Origin of the sequence: Paenibacillus sp. MER 180 (genome assembly GCF_023713665.1) — a bacterium.
Classification (GTDB): Bacteria; Bacillota; Bacilli; order Paenibacillales; family Paenibacillaceae; genus Paenibacillus_B; species Paenibacillus_B suaedae.
In genome coordinates this window covers 65,294-78,787 of record NZ_JAMAVT010000004.1, presented here as the reverse complement: position 1 = coordinate 78,787, position 13,494 = coordinate 65,294, and the positions used below count along the sequence as shown (strand labels likewise).

Sequence of the window (13,494 nt, the reverse complement as noted above, 5' to 3'; positions counted from 1 at the left end):
TGCATAAAGATGGATCTAGCAGAGGTAGGACGAGTTGTCCGAGAAATTAATGATTATATAAAAAGAGGCCTGTGGTTTGATTTTGAAATAAAGCAATATCAAGATGGAGAGATTTCATTATATGGCGGTTTAAGCCTTAGCTATCCAGATGTTGAAATCAAGTTTAAGGAGGTATTTTTCGTATCTCTTCCAATGATGTGGAAGACGGACACAAAAGATACAATCTTAACAGTGCTTGAAGGTGAGGCTGAAAGAGAGATTAGTGAAAAGTTTCAAGTTGAGTATTTACATTATATTTTTAAATTTACGCCTGAAGATTATCCAAGTAATTTTGGATGTTTAATTGCGGCGAAGGAAATATCATATAGTATCCTAACAGAATAACAAAATCATTCAAAGTTAACTGTCTCACTTGGGCACTACTTTATGATAGTAGTAGATACAATTGTACAATAACTACCCCCAATGAAATTTAGAAGTGTTGTGTAAAAATATAGACAGTTTACTTCTTAATAGTGCCTGTTCAAAATGTACCCTCTATGGGTATAAAAAATAAAAATGCACCTATGCGAAAAATGGTAAAATGGAAGTACTCCTACAACCATTAACCTACGCGAGGTGCATTTTTATGGACTTGCAGCTTGAACTGATGCCCTGCCACTACTATAACACACTCGGATTTGATGCGGAACTTATTGATTATATCGATCATGGCGATGATTCGATTGTGCTGGAGACATTGGCTCCTCTACAAGGATGGCGGGCGTCCTCCGATAGATCCAAGAGTCTGCTTTCGGATGCATTATTTGTACTTTACCCGCCCGGAGATCTCCTCGTTTCGTGAACTGGAAAGTCAACTGAAAGAACCGAAAAATCAGGCATGGCGGAATTTCATCGGTGTTCCGAACATCGAAAAGGTGCCGACTCACAGTTCGCTGAGCAACTTTCGGGCGAAGGTCAGCTCTGAATTGTTCTATGCAATTCTGTTTGACCTCATCGCTCAGGCCTTACAGTTGAAGAATTCCAAGCGAGGGGTCTGTCCTAAATGAGGTGCAGGAAGCACGACAGTTGTCATCTGTGATCTTTTCGCACAATTCTCCCATTCACTTCCAATCCTGGGCTTCTGATCAGCCCGTTCCCTTGTTCTCTTCAAGCAGATTTAACACTTTGGACAGGCTCTAAAGGGGATATAAAAAATGCAGTTGGTCCCAGAAATATTCTTCAATGGCAGAAGGAAATTAGCCGAATGGCGAAAAATCAGGGATTTGAGACCCTTAACATTCAGGGTATGCGAGTTTCAGGCTCTACTTCTGCTAATCCTGGGAAGATTGTAGACTATACCATTGATTTAAAGAAACTGAAATGAGGCAAGAGTAATGAATAATTTAGTTGAATATTTCTCCAATGAAGAAATTGATGAAATTGAAGTTTTATTTGATGGAACTGAGGCAATGATTGTTGATGGAAGTGAAATAATATGTTTCAGGGTTTTGCTCGATATAATCCAAGAGAAAAATACAATTGCAGATGTAACTAGAACTGAACTACTAACATCATACGCTCAATTAAAGGGGCTTAAAGAGACGTTTGCTTCTTTTGGTTTCGTAGATACAACTGTTTTAGAGAGCATCGTCAATAAATCTAAGGACTTATTTAGATATGAATTAAAGAAACGTCAGACGTAAGTAATATCGGATTAACCCCATAAATTTGGACACATAGACACTAATTCTAGCTTATTCATTCATTTTCGTTTAGACTCGAACCATTTTAATTGGAATCGCTTCCACCTGATTCTGGCTGTAAAATTTCTCTGGCGCCATATCCCTAATACTGGAATGAATCCTGCGTTCATTATAGAACCGTATGAATTCGGACACCACTTGATAGGCTTCACCATAAGTTTGAAATTCGTATTTATTCAAACAATCATCTTGCAAGATTCGATGAAAAGACTCAATAGGGGCATTCATATTCGGTGTTCTAGGCGGTATTCTTTCATGCTCCTCCATACCAAAGTCGATACATGCTTCCTCAAAAGTGCTTGATACGAACTGTGGGCCGTTGTCTGAGCGAATTACTGGCACCGTCTGAGAGCCAAATAATTGGCGTTTAAACAAAGCGGCTTGTATGGTACGCACTACGTCTTTGGCTTCACATCGAAGGCCAATATGATAGGCTACAATTGCACGATCATAGACGTCAATAATGGATTGTATGAAGAAAAATCGCTGTTCACCTGCTATATAACCGTACTTTATATCGGTTTCAAACAGTTGATTAGAATTCGTTATTGTTCGATTTGAAGCAATCTTTTTCGGAAATCGAACTCGTTTCTGCCGTTGTGGCTTTAGGATCCCCAGTTCCTTACACAGTCGATATACTTTCTTCTTGTTTATACATAGCCTGTGCTGTTCTCGCAATGCTACCGTCAATTTACGGTAACCATAATTGGCTCCATCGCTAGCGATAAGATTCATCAGCCATTCTTTAATCTGTTCATCGGATATCGTGCTTCCATTTGTAAGCTGCGAAAATCCAGGTGCTGGGCGTCCCTCACTCACTAATTTACTGCGTAATTGTGCTTTCTTATGATAGTAATAACTTGAGCGTGGAATGTTAGCTAGTCGCAGAATGAGCTGGACGCTATACCCTTGTTCAATATAGAAATCGGCTACTTCAATTTTTTCAGCAAGTGAGGGTTTTTCTTTTTTATAAGATCACGGAGAATCGCGATCTCCAACGCTTGTTCTCCAAGCAATTTTTTCAACTGATCATTTTCTTCAGCTATTGCTTTGGAGTCGAACTCCGGGATTTGTTCCATTTGAACATCACCGAATTTGCCATCGCGATATTCATTAATCCAACGATGGAGCATATTCGTTGCTATTTCATAGCGGCGAGCAACCGCCGCTTTATTTCCAGTCTCCAGTGCTTCTTTCACCAATTGTAATTTGAAGTTTGTTGAATGTTTCGTTCGTTTCATTTCATCATCCCCTGTCAACTATTAGTGTAATTCATATACACTCTTAGTGTCCAAGATCATTAAGGGGCTTATGAGATATGATTGTTTTAATTGGCCTTTAGTCTATCGTTCATTTTGTTAGTGGAGTCACTAAAAATTTTTATAAGCTATTGTACAATTCTAGGTTAAGAATCGTACAATACAAACACTAAACATCTTGACAAACACTTGATAAACTTTCAAAAGCTCTTTCCAACTTGAATTAGGGACTGACCCCAAAACGTGAGACAAATCAAAACACCTTCAAGAGAAACACCCTTTACCGTAAGATAAGGGAGACAAACTTGGAGGTGTTTTTGCGTTGACAACTAGAGTGAGCTACCCGGTGGAAGTAAAATTGAAAGCAATCGAAATGAGATTAGCTGTTATTCCTGTGAAAGAAGTAATGAACGAACTAAACATCAAAAATGTGACTCAGTTAAAAGTCTGGATGAAATGGTTATCGGGAAGGTGAACTCCATCCCTGGAGCAGCCAGTAGGTAAGCAATACAGCTACGGCAAAGGCCCAAAATGTCTATCAGTGAAAGGAGAGAATCGTTTTCTTAAGCAGCAGTTAGAGGTTCTAAAAAGTACAAGGAGTTGGAAAGGAGGTGTCACCTGAAGTAGTCATCGCTTGGGTTGAGTCCATTCGAGGAGAAATAAGTATTACACAGGCCTGTGCGTGGTTAGGGATCTCCCGAGCTAATTAATATCGTTGGAAATTGTCTGGCAGAGCTGAACGCGTAGATAATGTCGTCGAGAAAATTCGTGAGCTCTGTACGGAAAATAAATTCCGTTATGGGTACCGAAAGATCACGCCACTGCTTCGAATGGAACAGCAGATTATTCACAAACGTGTACAGCGAATAATGCAACATGAAGGGTTACAATGCCGAGTTAAAGTGAAGAAACGCAAACCTACTGGACAGCCAGTGTCGCGGAACACTTGTTAAAGCGACAATTTCAAGCAATTGCTCCGATGCAAAAACTGGTGACTAATATTACGTATTTGCCTTACGGCGGAAAAACACTATACTTATCAAGCATTTTAGACTTGTATAACGGAGAGGTCGTGGCATACAGTATAGCAGACAAGCAAGACACTTCTTTTGTTCTTGATACGCTGAATCAGCTTCCGGTACGTTCAGTATGATGCTTCACAGCGATCAAGGAAGTGTATACACGTCTCAGGTTTATCAAGAAGCAATAAAAGCAAAAGGCATTACCATGAGCATGTCCCGTAAGAATCCAACCCTCATCAACGTCGTAGCTAAGCTTGAGTATATGTATGTATCGAATAATCCGTTAATGTACGTGGATCCAAGTGGTAATTTCCAAGCTCTAGCAGGATGTTCCATGCTGTGCTTCTCAGCGAGTACAAAGATAAAAACAACTGAAGGGTACGAAGCCATCGAGGATATTCAAGTTGGGGATATCGTACAAACCAAGGATGAAGAAACTGGGGAAGTAGGATATCCTCCCGAAGAGGAATTGATTCAACGCGTCACAGACGAAATCTATCCGGTAACAATGTGAATGGAACAACGATTACAACGACGGCGGAACATCCTTTCTAGGTAACGGAAAAGGAGGATAGGTAAAGGCCAGAGACTTAAAAGAAGGGGACAAGCTACTCTCGTCCAGCGAATGTGAGCCGTGGAACGACCGGCATCCGAATAGAAGTATCGAAAAAAAGCGCAGACCAATTCTATAAGTCCGTCATGGATAAGGCATTTAAGCCTAAGGGGACGGGAAATCTTATTGATTCAAGTCCAATAAAGATCCCTGGTAATGCTGTTAAGGTAGAACAGGCTAAGAATGGGTATGATCAAATAAAATATAATTGGTCTGATGGAACTTATAAGTATGAAGCACGTTGGCATACAAGAACTCCTGGTGCACCTGCAGATCAAGGGAATACTTGGGTTGTTACAAGAACAACTCCAGGAAGCCAAACAACAAGAAAGCAACAACATATTTTGACGAGCGATAATCAATGGACAGCTATGAAACAGTGGCAGGATGCGGTAAGTGTGAGACAAAATGGAGTAGCGACGCATGAACAACAAGCGCTCTTAGGTTCAGGTCATTGGTCAGCTCCATAAGTATCGGAGGTGTCAAATGGAAATAATTAAAGACTTTTATACTGGATTTGAGGGTGAACCGGAGATCATCTTCTATTTCGAGAATTCCGAGAATCAAAAAGTTCAGCTTAAGGCTTGGATTGGTTATTTTGATTCAATTATGGCAGCTATACAACCTAATGAAAACGGGTGGAGTGGGCTCTCATATTACTATCATACGGATACCGCTTGGTTTGAAGAGTCGCCATGGAGAATACCTGATTTAGGCGATGCGTTGAACAATCTTCAAAGTGCCAATAAAACAGAATTAGATCAAGAGACACTAACTGTCTATCAAAGCATATTTGAACTATTTCATGAAGCGCAATCCATAGATGGAGAAGTATGGATTGCGTATGACTAAGCCTTGTTGATTACGAAAGACCTTGATTGGTTTCGTGCCTTTCAAGGTTTTTTTCTTTGGTGGGGCTACCTAATGTCGATTTAGCCCATCATTCAACCGATAACACATATAGCCCATGTAATACCCGTATGAAGAATTCGTCACTTCGTTTGTTAAAAGCACCTATCTCAGCAGACTAAGACGGATGTAATAATTGCGGTTTACTTTCTGTTAGCAGGATCGTACAATACACTCAACAAACCAAACACTAAACTACTTTCAACCACTTAATAAACTTTCAAATGCTCTTTCCAACTTGAACTATGAGTAGGAATGGGCTTTTTTGCATGCCCAAATTCAAAAGGGGAAAGGAAAATGGCAAAACAGGCACAGGAAGTAGAGGAGACATTGGGTTTAATTGCTCAGGCACAAGCAGAGTATGAGAGGATAATGGAGGAAGTAAGAGGATACTGTCAGAAAGCACGAGAGTTACGGCAACAGACGGACGAGTTGAGATGCTCTGGCAGTACCAATCCACAAGAACCAACAGAGATAAGCAAGCTAATGGAACAGGCTGACTATTTTAAGCATCTAGCAGTTCAGAAGGACGGACACCCAAGACTGGAAATTCTTCGCCACATAGATAGCTTGGCATGAGAAGCTTCCAGATTGCGAGAGACTGTCCAGCACAACGAAAAGTGTTAGCCCGTCAACATATAGAACTGGAAGAAACAGAACGTGAAGCTGTGCTAATGGTACAACGAGCAAAGGAACAAATACAGGAAACGGAACAGCTATTGGAATCCCAACGAGCAAAACTGGAAAAATTGGAGGGGAACGGAGTTGAGTAGGAAGTTGATAAAAGGATTTGAACCACAAGAAGAGATTATTGAGTTGGCAAACGAGTATGGATTTATTGAGACACGACCTCAAGCTAGTTTGTTTTTGTTGAGACCCATATGATACGTACAATCTACGGCAGCAGAACCCTACAAAGCGATCAGGTACCGAACATCAAGGGAGCCAGCTATGCATACGATAGCCGCAACCGCCTGACCCAAGTGACGACGGAAGACGGAAAAGCCGTCAGTTACCGCTACAACGGCGACAACCTGTTGGTGGAACGCACCGAGGGCGGCGTAACGACTCGTTACTACTATGACGATAGAGCGAAGATAGTAGCAGAAGGAAAAGTAGAATTTTATAGAACTATCAAAATTCGTGAAGTTCTTATCAAAAAGTCGGTTCTCAGAGCGTTTTAAATCGATTTTTATTTTATGAGATGAGAGACACCACATAAAAATTAAAGTTTCGAAAAGTCCAAGGGACTTTCTCGACACTCTGACTTAACTTTGTTAAGCAACAAATGTTTATGAAAGCCTCCCCAAGTAATGGAGAAGAGTATTACAATTATTATCAATTAGGATTAGGAATACTATCATTAGGAATGACTGCGAAAAGCCTTGCAACACAAAGTGGAACAGTAATTAATAATGCTAATGGTTCTTATAAATTATCAAAAAACGGAGTTAATGTCGGATATACTGTAGTGGAAGGAAATATCAGTAAAATGAACATTTCTTACTACACTAGTAATGGGCATGTATACAAAACAGTTCAAGTTAATACTGCATTGTTAGCTAGTGGGGTAGCAGATATTTCTCAATCCATAACTAACATGTACTTCACTACGAAAGGCATGCTTCCATACTAAATTAAAGGTGGGATTTCGATTAGTAAAAGGTTAAAATATTTCTTGCCATTCTATTTAATAGGATATCTAATATCTATTGCTGGAACGGGCATTCCAACTTGGAGTTACTTAATTCCAATAAAATTAGTTGCTGTTTGTTTGATGCTAGTTGGAGGAAATGGCGTATATTATATTGCGGAAGAGAAGCAGCTTATGCTCGTAGCTTTTTTTCGTACGCTTAAATACATTTTGATTTCATTTGTTTTGTTGTTTATTTTTGCTATTATACAAAATGTATTAAAACAGTATTCAGTGGATCTAACACCCTTCATAGGAATGTAGCAAAGCAAAACGTAAGCGTTTTTTTGTCTAGAATGTTGATGAAAAAGGGAGGAAGTAAATCAACTGGATCAAAAGGTGATGAAATTTTTTATGCGTCATAGTGGGGAAATTGCCCCTGCTTCATTGGTTCAGTATTCGGTGCTTTATGTTAAACTGATATACTTTCCAAGTAGTTCACTCCGATATGATGTATGGAGGAGATGGTAGCGTCAAGAATTTTGTGTAAATGAAAATATCCATCTCTTGTAGAAGACTGTATTAGTCTCTAATGCTGAACATAGCTTGGAGTTCAGCACGTGCTCGGTCAAAGCCAGTATGGCATCGAGTAGCAAACCGCTGGTTGTAGCTCTCGAACTGCGATACCAGAAACTTCTCTAGTGACTCTTCATGTGGAAATTGCTCTTTTCGCTTTGTATACTTCTTAATTTGTTTGTTAAACGACTCAATGAGATTGGTTGAATAGATGCTTTTCCAAATTGGCTTTGGAAAGCTATAGAACGTAAAGATGTATGGGTTCTCTCGCAGAGATTTAATTACCTTGGGATAAACAGCTTTCCACTTATCACAAAAAGTCTCTAGAGCAGCTTTCCCAGACTGCTCGTCTTCTGCTCGATATACTGCTTTGAAGTCGTCACAGATGCTTGCTCGATCAGACACACGTACCTTATGAGCAATATTACGTGCTACATGTACGCAGCATGATTGGTATTTTGCCTTTGGATATACTTGCTCAATTGCTGTCACGATGCCCTTTAATCCGTCGGAGATGAACAACAAGACTTCTTCTACACCACGCTCCTTCACGTCCACTAACAGCTCATTCCATACATAGGCCGATTCGGTTGGAGCAATGGTATACGATAATACTTCCTTAGAACCATCTTCACGAATACCGACTGCAATATACACGGCCTCTTTGGAGACCGTTTCACGTCTAACTGCAATATAGGTAGCGTCGATGTAGACGCAAACATACCGCTTGGCTAGTGCACGTTTTGCAAAGAATTCGACTTGCTGGGCCATTGCCTTTGTCATATTCGATACCGTCTGTGGGGTGTAGTGATGACCATACATTTTCTCGATAAGATCAGCGATTTCCGTCATCGTTACGCCCTTTTGGAACATGTAGATGACAAACGATTCGAGCGTGTCGTTGGAACGTTTATAGGGAGCCACGGTCTGCTGCTTAAACTCTCCATTACGGTCTCGTGGGATCTGAAGCCGCAGGTCTCCATATTCGGTATGAAGTGTACGTATGTATCCGCCGTTACGAGAGTTTCCAGAATTCACTCCAATACGGTCATATTTTTCATAGTCCAAGAAGGCGGTTAATTCCGTTTCTAACAAGCGATTCATAGCTGCCTCAAGATGACTGCGAAAAACTTCAGTCACATCCTGTTTTGTGACTAGAGCTTGAACCAAATCTGATGTAAAATGATTCATAAGGAAGACCTCTTTTCTATGGATTGTAGTGTGGTAGCTCAATTCTACAAGAAAAGGTCTTCCTTTTTGCTATTTATCTATTTACACAAGATATTTTACGCTCTCATGGAGATGTACGAAATGTAAAGAGTTTATGGTTTAAGGGAATAAAGTTATATATATTAAGATATGCTATTGAAGATGATTATTATTAATCATGATGGTTTTTCACTAGACCACATGCGAGTGTAACAACTCCATGTGGTTTTCTTTTTTCTTGAATGCAAACCCCACCCAGTGCGGCGGAGCATCCATTCTGGGTAACGGAAAAAGGAGGATAGGTAGAGGCCAGAGAATTAAATGAAGGGGACAAGCAGCTACTCTCGTCCAGCTATTGTGAGCTAAGGAATGACCGGTATCCGAATAGAAGTTTCGAAAAAAGCGTAGATCAATTCTATATTTCTGCCATGGAAAAGGTATTTAAGCTTAAGGGGACAGGTAAAACTGGTGCAGATAATATTACTACTGCACCGAAGCTAAATAATCAACTTCTGAATGAAGTGGCTGGTTCTACCTTCACAAAAAATGGTACTCTAAAACCAGAAGTCCAAGTGGGAATTCCCAAGTTCATTACTATCAAAACTGATAACAATATAAGAGCAGAGCATGGATTACGCCTGAGAGGAGCTTATTAGGGTTTTATTTTTTAAGTAATAATTCAAAAGAAGATACTGATGATGTAATAACGAAAATTGCTATATACCCTACTTCAGTACTTGATGAAACATATTTGTTTGTATTAAAACGAAGTGAAATAATCGAAGTTTCATTAGGTGTACGGAAATATCAAACTATTGATTCGGATTTTTTCATGAATGAAGTAATAGATACGAAGAAAAAGAAACTAACTTTTGAAGAATCTGAAGCTCTGCTCGATGTATTAGATAGAATTGCAGAAAAGAGAGATACTTCCAAAAAGAAAATCGTTATGGATGGGTGGGATGTTTCTATCTACTACAAAGATAAAATGATAGATTTGAATTATACTGGTAATGAATATGTGGATTTAGATACATTAATTAACCAACTTATTAAATTGTCTCCGATTTCCGTAGATCTGCATGGTTGGTCTTAACACGTTTATTTTTTAGTTAACTATCGAGATAGAGTTGATGAAAAAATATTTCAACCGGCGTTAGTGAAGCTACGATGAAAAATGTTATACATCAGATTTCAACTGGAAAACTGAAAGATATTTGACATTGCAGGAGTTCTCAGGGGGGGTAAAAGTGGATTTTGAAAAGCATAAACAAGAAATAATTCAGTTAAGTGAATCGCTAGGCTTAAAACTGGATTATTTAAAGGGCGTTGATTGTTTTTTTCCGTTCTTTACAAAGATTGAGGAAGATTCTTCAGTAATAATAATAAAATTAGATGGCGAAAGAGAGGAAAATAAATACACCCTACTGATTTTAGGTAAAATGCTTGGACAAGGTGAATATATAAGGGCAGAGACATCTGACCTTGAAGGGGGATTAAGTTTTATTATCGTTGAATATGCTAAAAGGACGTGGAATTGGTCACCATAAATCAGAAACAATTAAAACAAAGTGCAATAAAACAAAGCGTCTCAATTATTAAATAAAATTGATGGTTTGACCTTGAGGATGGAGATTCTCAAGGTCTTTACTTTTACCCCACTCAGTACCGAATGAATCGGGTGGCTTATCCCAAAAGAGGCTAACCCTGATTAACCCCCTATGATATTTTTTTATATGGTGGACTGTCAACACTAAACTAGACAACTTTCTTAAGGGTCAATTTTTTGTAACCAACTGGGCTCATATAGCCTAGTGTTCCATGAATTCGGTGTTTATGGTACCCGTTCACATAATCATTAACTCCAGTTTCTGCTGAAGGCTATTTGTATTTCTCTTTGATCAAATTAACAAAAATGGAAAGTGGATGGGGAAAAATGTGGAAAGTGGATGGTTACAATTGAATTCTTAAGTGTTAATTTGTAATTAAATAATTATTTGCACTTAAATAATTATAAATAATTACAAAAGGAGAGTTTTATTATGGGAAATTATCCTAAATACCGCGCAGCGGCTGTCCAGGCTGCACCTATTTACTTGGATTTAGATGCAACAGTTGAAAAATCTTGCAAATTGATTGCTGAAGCAGCATCTAATGATGCAAAATTAGTTGCTTTTCCCGAAGCTTTTCTTCCCGGTTATCCTTGGTTTGCATTTATTGGTCATCCAGAATATACAAGAAAATTCTATCATGATCTCTACAAAAATGCAGTTGAGATTCCTAGCTTAGCTATTCAAAAAATAAGTGAAGCAGCTAGAAAACACGAAACTTACGTATGTATTTCTTGTAGTGAAAAAGATGGTGGATCTTTATATTTAACTCAACTATGGTTTAATCCCAAGGGGGACTTGATTGGAAAACATCGAAAGATGAGAGCGTCTGTTGCTGAAAGACTTATATGGGGAGACGGAAGTGGAAGCTTGATGCCCGTATTTAAAACGGAGCTTGGTAATTTGGGTGGACTGATGTGTTGGGAACACCAGGTTCCTTTAAATCTGCTTGCAATGAATTCACAAAATGAACAAGTACATGTAGCCTCCTGGCCAGGATACTTTGATGATGAAATCTCAAGCCGATACTATGCTATTTCAACTCAAACCTTTGTTTTAATGACATCATCTATCTATTCGGAAGAAATGAAAAGTATGATTTGTTTAACACCTGAACAAAAAGAATACTTCGATACATTCAAGAGCGGACATACTTGTATTTATGGACCTGATGGAGAACCAATTAGCGATATGATTCCTGCAGAAACAGAAGGAATCGCTTATGCTGATATAGATATAGAAAAAATAATTGATTATAAATATTACATCGATCCTGCTGGTCACTATTCTAACCAAAGCTTAAGTATGAATTTTAATCAAAATCCGACACCTGTTGTTCGTAAGTTTGGAGATAACGAGACTAAGAAAATGACTTATGAGGAAATCAATCTACAGATTGGCAGTCGAAACTTTTCAGGTGAAAATGCTTCCTTTTAATTTTGTCACACTCCCAAAGCAAAGAAGAGCACTAATCTAATAAAGTGAGATGACATGAAAGCGTCTTGAACATCCGTCAGATAATGTTCAAGACGCTTCTATTTTCATGCACGTGGCATGGGCAAAAGGGCATGTGGTTATAAATCTCATAACTTTCTGATCGGCCCATTCATCAGCTGTGGCAGACCAGACAAAAAGTATTATGAAAATACGTAAAACCCGGCATCTGAACGACGCCGGGTTGGCATTATGCTATTTTTCGAAATTACTTTGTGATTTTTTCAAAGACAGGCATGATCGCAATTGGCGGAAGCGCAGAAACACCGCTTGGTAATACACATTTTATTTGTCGCCACTGGAACTGACAAATTCGGTGAATATTGATTGATCCTGTTTGTCCATAGCCGAGACTGAAATGTTGTTCGAAGCGGATTCATCCGCATGAGCAAGAGCAAGTATTGCTCCGGTCGCAAATCTTAAACCTAATGAGAGAGTGAGTACTGCAATTACCAAATTATTTTTCGTGATTATGTTTTGCAATCCTCCTTTTATATTTTTATAGAGGATTTTTTCATGCATTTCTTTTGATGCTCCAGTATGTAAATGTCTAGAAGCTGGCTGATTTGGACGAAGCAGCTAATAGCCTACGCCGGACTGAATCCGAGTGTATATAGCTCACGGAAATTTACAGCTAGTAGCAACCGGATAACGAAGAGGGGCTCAAAGAGTCTACGTAGACCGTTGTTTCTTGCTGTACAATGTGGACTTCGCAAGGAAGTAATGAACGGTTAGTAACGTACTATGAACGAAAAAAGAAAGAATGCAAGCCTTACAAGGTAACGGTGATCGCTTGCTGGGTGCAAATATGTTTTCTAAACACGAAACGGGCTTTAGAAGCAATTCTAGAGCTCGTTTTCTCTGACAGCTTAGTTTTTCATGAAGAAAGTGAACTTTTGCAGGGATCTCTATAAGTGTCTTTTTGACGATAAGATTTATCGAATTTTCCTAAATAAAGAAAAAGGAGATTAAAGGAAAATCGTGATAAGGTTGTAACAGGAAGCGGCCATTAAGTGAGAGCGTTCAACGTGAAACGGAATGGGGATAAACTTTTTATTGCTGTTTTTCTAGCTTCATATGGGCTCCAGAATGAGATAGGTGTATAAACTCAAATTCCAATCTGTTGAGTTTTGAAAATTGATTTGGAATGAGAGTTATTATACAGACATTTAAAAAGAGGGAGGTGAAAACAATGGAAGTCGTTTATGGAAAAGATGAGAAAGAACATAAGCCATATATTATTAATGTAGAAGATCAGGAAGGAAATAACTTATTTGGTGTTGGCGTTCTCACTGGTGTGCAAGAACTAAGGATGGAGGGTGACACATACTGCTGTACAACCTGCTGTGGACAAGGAGGGGGAGCTGCACAGGCTAAAAAAATCAAGTTGTAAGGAAAGTTAGAGGCTGTAATCTTATACAGCC

General features: G+C 39.0%; 21 protein-coding genes and 2 pseudogenes. 18 read left to right on the top strand and 5 right to left on the bottom strand.

The window, feature by feature from the left end; genetic code table 11:
* Positions 1 to 9: 9 nt before the first annotated feature.
* The 4 genes from M3661_RS07720 (at position 10) to M3661_RS07710 (ending at position 1,685) form a co-directional block, all read left to right on the top strand.
* Entirely contained in the window at positions 10 to 384 is a 375-nt protein-coding gene (locus M3661_RS07720; protein WP_251483408.1) for a hypothetical protein, read from the top strand.
* Between the two features lie 244 nt (positions 385 to 628).
* A complete protein-coding gene (locus tag M3661_RS07715) occupies positions 629 to 844 on the top strand; it encodes a hypothetical protein (RefSeq protein WP_251483406.1) in 216 nt (71 codons plus the stop codon).
* Positions 798 to 1,049, top strand: a complete 252-nt coding sequence (locus M3661_RS30695; protein WP_397376500.1) for a transposase — start codon at positions 798 to 800, stop codon at positions 1,047 to 1,049. Before M3661_RS07715 ends, M3661_RS30695 begins: the two co-directional genes overlap by 47 nt.
* Before the next feature lie 327 nt (positions 1,050 to 1,376).
* The gene (locus M3661_RS07710; protein WP_251483403.1) at positions 1,377 to 1,685 is read left to right on the top strand and encodes a hypothetical protein; all 309 of its coding nucleotides are present in this window, start codon (positions 1,377 to 1,379) and stop codon (positions 1,683 to 1,685) included.
* 69 nt (positions 1,686 to 1,754) lie between these two features.
* On the opposite strand, the gene M3661_RS07705 is transcribed toward M3661_RS07710, so the two are convergent.
* Both M3661_RS07705 and M3661_RS07700 read right to left on the bottom strand, forming a co-directional pair.
* Positions 1,755 to 2,633 carry an IS3 family transposase gene (locus M3661_RS07705; protein WP_251483999.1) on the bottom strand — a complete coding sequence of 293 codons (879 nt, stop codon included), beginning with the start codon at positions 2,631 to 2,633 and terminating at the stop codon, positions 1,755 to 1,757.
* A gap of 41 nt (positions 2,634 to 2,674) precedes the next feature.
* Positions 2,675 to 2,986 carry a transposase gene (locus M3661_RS07700; RefSeq protein WP_251483401.1) on the bottom strand — a complete coding sequence of 104 codons (312 nt, stop codon included), beginning with the start codon at positions 2,984 to 2,986 and terminating at the stop codon, positions 2,675 to 2,677.
* Positions 2,987 to 3,326: 340 nt separating this feature from the next.
* Here M3661_RS07700 and M3661_RS07695 point away from each other — a divergent pair, with 340 nt between their 5' ends.
* The 9 genes from M3661_RS07695 to M3661_RS07665 all read left to right on the top strand — a co-directional run bounded on the left by M3661_RS07695 (position 3,327) and on the right by M3661_RS07665 (position 7,184).
* A complete protein-coding gene (locus M3661_RS07695) occupies positions 3,327 to 3,479 on the top strand; it encodes a hypothetical protein (protein ID WP_251483398.1) in 153 nt (50 codons plus the stop codon).
* Positions 3,480 to 3,726: 247 nt separating this feature from the next.
* Complete coding sequence (locus M3661_RS30690) at positions 3,727 to 3,957, top strand: IS3 family transposase (RefSeq protein ID WP_397376499.1); 231 nt, start codon at positions 3,727 to 3,729, stop codon at positions 3,955 to 3,957.
* A gap of 26 nt (positions 3,958 to 3,983) precedes the next feature.
* Positions 3,984 to 4,157: a hypothetical protein gene (locus M3661_RS31025; protein ID WP_483874657.1), complete on the top strand. Its 174-nt coding sequence runs from the start codon at positions 3,984 to 3,986 to the stop codon at positions 4,155 to 4,157.
* Positions 4,158 to 4,231: 74 nt separating this feature from the next.
* The gene (locus tag M3661_RS07690) at positions 4,232 to 4,540 is read left to right on the top strand and encodes a Hint domain-containing protein (RefSeq protein WP_251483395.1); all 309 of its coding nucleotides are present in this window, start codon (positions 4,232 to 4,234) and stop codon (positions 4,538 to 4,540) included.
* 185 nt (positions 4,541 to 4,725) lie between these two features.
* Positions 4,726 to 5,109 (top strand): hypothetical protein, encoded by a 384-nt coding sequence (locus M3661_RS07685; protein WP_251483393.1) that lies wholly within the window; start codon positions 4,726 to 4,728, stop codon positions 5,107 to 5,109.
* 16 nt (positions 5,110 to 5,125) lie between these two features.
* Entirely contained in the window at positions 5,126 to 5,491 is a 366-nt protein-coding gene (locus M3661_RS07680; RefSeq protein ID WP_174808206.1) for a dihydroorotate dehydrogenase (quinone), read from the top strand.
* Between the two features lie 354 nt (positions 5,492 to 5,845).
* Entirely contained in the window at positions 5,846 to 6,127 is a 282-nt protein-coding gene (locus M3661_RS07675; protein WP_251483390.1) for a hypothetical protein, read from the top strand.
* Between the two features lie 302 nt (positions 6,128 to 6,429).
* Entirely contained in the window at positions 6,430 to 6,732 is a 303-nt protein-coding gene (locus tag M3661_RS07670) for an RHS repeat domain-containing protein (RefSeq protein ID WP_251483387.1), read from the top strand.
* A 110-nt stretch (positions 6,733 to 6,842) separates the two neighbouring features.
* Positions 6,843 to 7,184, top strand: a complete 342-nt coding sequence (locus M3661_RS07665) for a hypothetical protein (RefSeq protein WP_251483384.1) — start codon at positions 6,843 to 6,845, stop codon at positions 7,182 to 7,184.
* Between the two features lie 579 nt (positions 7,185 to 7,763).
* Here M3661_RS07665 and M3661_RS07660 read toward each other — a convergent pair.
* Positions 7,764 to 8,948 (bottom strand): IS256 family transposase, encoded by a 1,185-nt coding sequence (locus M3661_RS07660; RefSeq protein WP_251483381.1) that lies wholly within the window; start codon positions 8,946 to 8,948, stop codon positions 7,764 to 7,766.
* An 850-nt stretch (positions 8,949 to 9,798) separates the two neighbouring features.
* Here M3661_RS07660 and M3661_RS07655 point away from each other — a divergent pair.
* Both M3661_RS07655 and M3661_RS07650 read left to right on the top strand, forming a co-directional pair.
* Positions 9,799 to 10,062 (top strand): hypothetical protein, encoded by a 264-nt coding sequence (locus tag M3661_RS07655; RefSeq protein WP_251483378.1) that lies wholly within the window; start codon positions 9,799 to 9,801, stop codon positions 10,060 to 10,062.
* Positions 10,063 to 10,216: 154 nt separating this feature from the next.
* Entirely contained in the window at positions 10,217 to 10,516 is a 300-nt protein-coding gene (locus M3661_RS07650) for a hypothetical protein (protein ID WP_251483372.1), read from the top strand.
* A gap of 208 nt (positions 10,517 to 10,724) precedes the next feature.
* Here the strand turns inward: M3661_RS07650 and M3661_RS30685 are convergent.
* A pseudogene (locus M3661_RS30685) lies at positions 10,725 to 10,826 on the bottom strand (hypothetical protein); the annotation flags it as partial.
* Between the two features lie 182 nt (positions 10,827 to 11,008).
* Here M3661_RS30685 and M3661_RS07645 point away from each other — a divergent pair.
* A complete protein-coding gene (locus M3661_RS07645; RefSeq protein ID WP_251483368.1) occupies positions 11,009 to 12,013 on the top strand; it encodes a carbon-nitrogen hydrolase family protein in 1,005 nt (334 codons plus the stop codon).
* Between the two features lie 342 nt (positions 12,014 to 12,355).
* On the opposite strand, the gene M3661_RS07640 is transcribed toward M3661_RS07645, so the two are convergent.
* Complete coding sequence (locus M3661_RS07640; protein ID WP_251483365.1) at positions 12,356 to 12,592, bottom strand: hypothetical protein; 237 nt, start codon at positions 12,590 to 12,592, stop codon at positions 12,356 to 12,358.
* Between the two features lie 51 nt (positions 12,593 to 12,643).
* On the opposite strand from M3661_RS07640, the pseudogene M3661_RS07635 reads away from it, so the two are divergent.
* Both M3661_RS07635 and M3661_RS07630 read left to right on the top strand, forming a co-directional pair.
* Positions 12,644 to 12,984: pseudogene (locus tag M3661_RS07635) on the top strand (transposase); the annotation flags it as partial.
* Positions 12,985 to 13,262: 278 nt separating this feature from the next.
* Positions 13,263 to 13,463, top strand: a complete 201-nt coding sequence (locus tag M3661_RS07630; protein ID WP_251483363.1) for a hypothetical protein — start codon at positions 13,263 to 13,265, stop codon at positions 13,461 to 13,463.
* Positions 13,464 to 13,494: the final 31 nt, after the last annotated feature.

Bases quoted from the DNA above. Each gene is read 5' to 3' on its own strand.
- M3661_RS07645 (WP_251483368.1), top strand. From the start codon at position 11,009: ATGGGAAATTATCCTAAATACCGCGCAGCGGCTGTCCAGGCTGCACCT.
- M3661_RS07630 (WP_251483363.1), top strand. From the start codon at position 13,263: ATGGAAGTCGTTTATGGAAAAGATGAGAAAGAACATAAGCCATATATT.
- M3661_RS07690 (WP_251483395.1), top strand. From the start codon at position 4,232: ATGAGCATGTCCCGTAAGAATCCAACCCTCATCAACGTCGTAGCTAAG.
- M3661_RS07715 (WP_251483406.1), top strand. From the start codon at position 629: ATGGACTTGCAGCTTGAACTGATGCCCTGCCACTACTATAACACACTC.
- M3661_RS07655 (WP_251483378.1), top strand. From the start codon at position 9,799: ATGAATGAAGTAATAGATACGAAGAAAAAGAAACTAACTTTTGAAGAA.
- M3661_RS31025 (WP_483874657.1), top strand. From the start codon at position 3,984: ATGCAAAAACTGGTGACTAATATTACGTATTTGCCTTACGGCGGAAAA.
- M3661_RS07720 (WP_251483408.1), top strand. From the start codon at position 10: ATGGATCTAGCAGAGGTAGGACGAGTTGTCCGAGAAATTAATGATTAT.
- M3661_RS07710 (WP_251483403.1), top strand. From the start codon at position 1,377: ATGAATAATTTAGTTGAATATTTCTCCAATGAAGAAATTGATGAAATT.
- M3661_RS07675 (WP_251483390.1), top strand. From the start codon at position 5,846: ATGGCAAAACAGGCACAGGAAGTAGAGGAGACATTGGGTTTAATTGCT.
- M3661_RS07680 (WP_174808206.1), top strand. From the start codon at position 5,126: ATGGAAATAATTAAAGACTTTTATACTGGATTTGAGGGTGAACCGGAG.
- M3661_RS07640 (WP_251483365.1), bottom strand. From the start codon at position 12,592: ATGCATGAAAAAATCCTCTATAAAAATATAAAAGGAGGATTGCAAAAC.
- M3661_RS07670 (WP_251483387.1), top strand. From the start codon at position 6,430: ATGATACGTACAATCTACGGCAGCAGAACCCTACAAAGCGATCAGGTA.
- M3661_RS07700 (WP_251483401.1), bottom strand. From the start codon at position 2,986: ATGAAACGAACGAAACATTCAACAAACTTCAAATTACAATTGGTGAAA.
- M3661_RS07685 (WP_251483393.1), top strand. From the start codon at position 4,726: ATGGATAAGGCATTTAAGCCTAAGGGGACGGGAAATCTTATTGATTCA.
- M3661_RS07660 (WP_251483381.1), bottom strand. From the start codon at position 8,948: ATGAATCATTTTACATCAGATTTGGTTCAAGCTCTAGTCACAAAACAG.
- M3661_RS30695 (WP_397376500.1), top strand. From the start codon at position 798: ATGCATTATTTGTACTTTACCCGCCCGGAGATCTCCTCGTTTCGTGAA.
- M3661_RS07665 (WP_251483384.1), top strand. From the start codon at position 6,843: ATGAAAGCCTCCCCAAGTAATGGAGAAGAGTATTACAATTATTATCAA.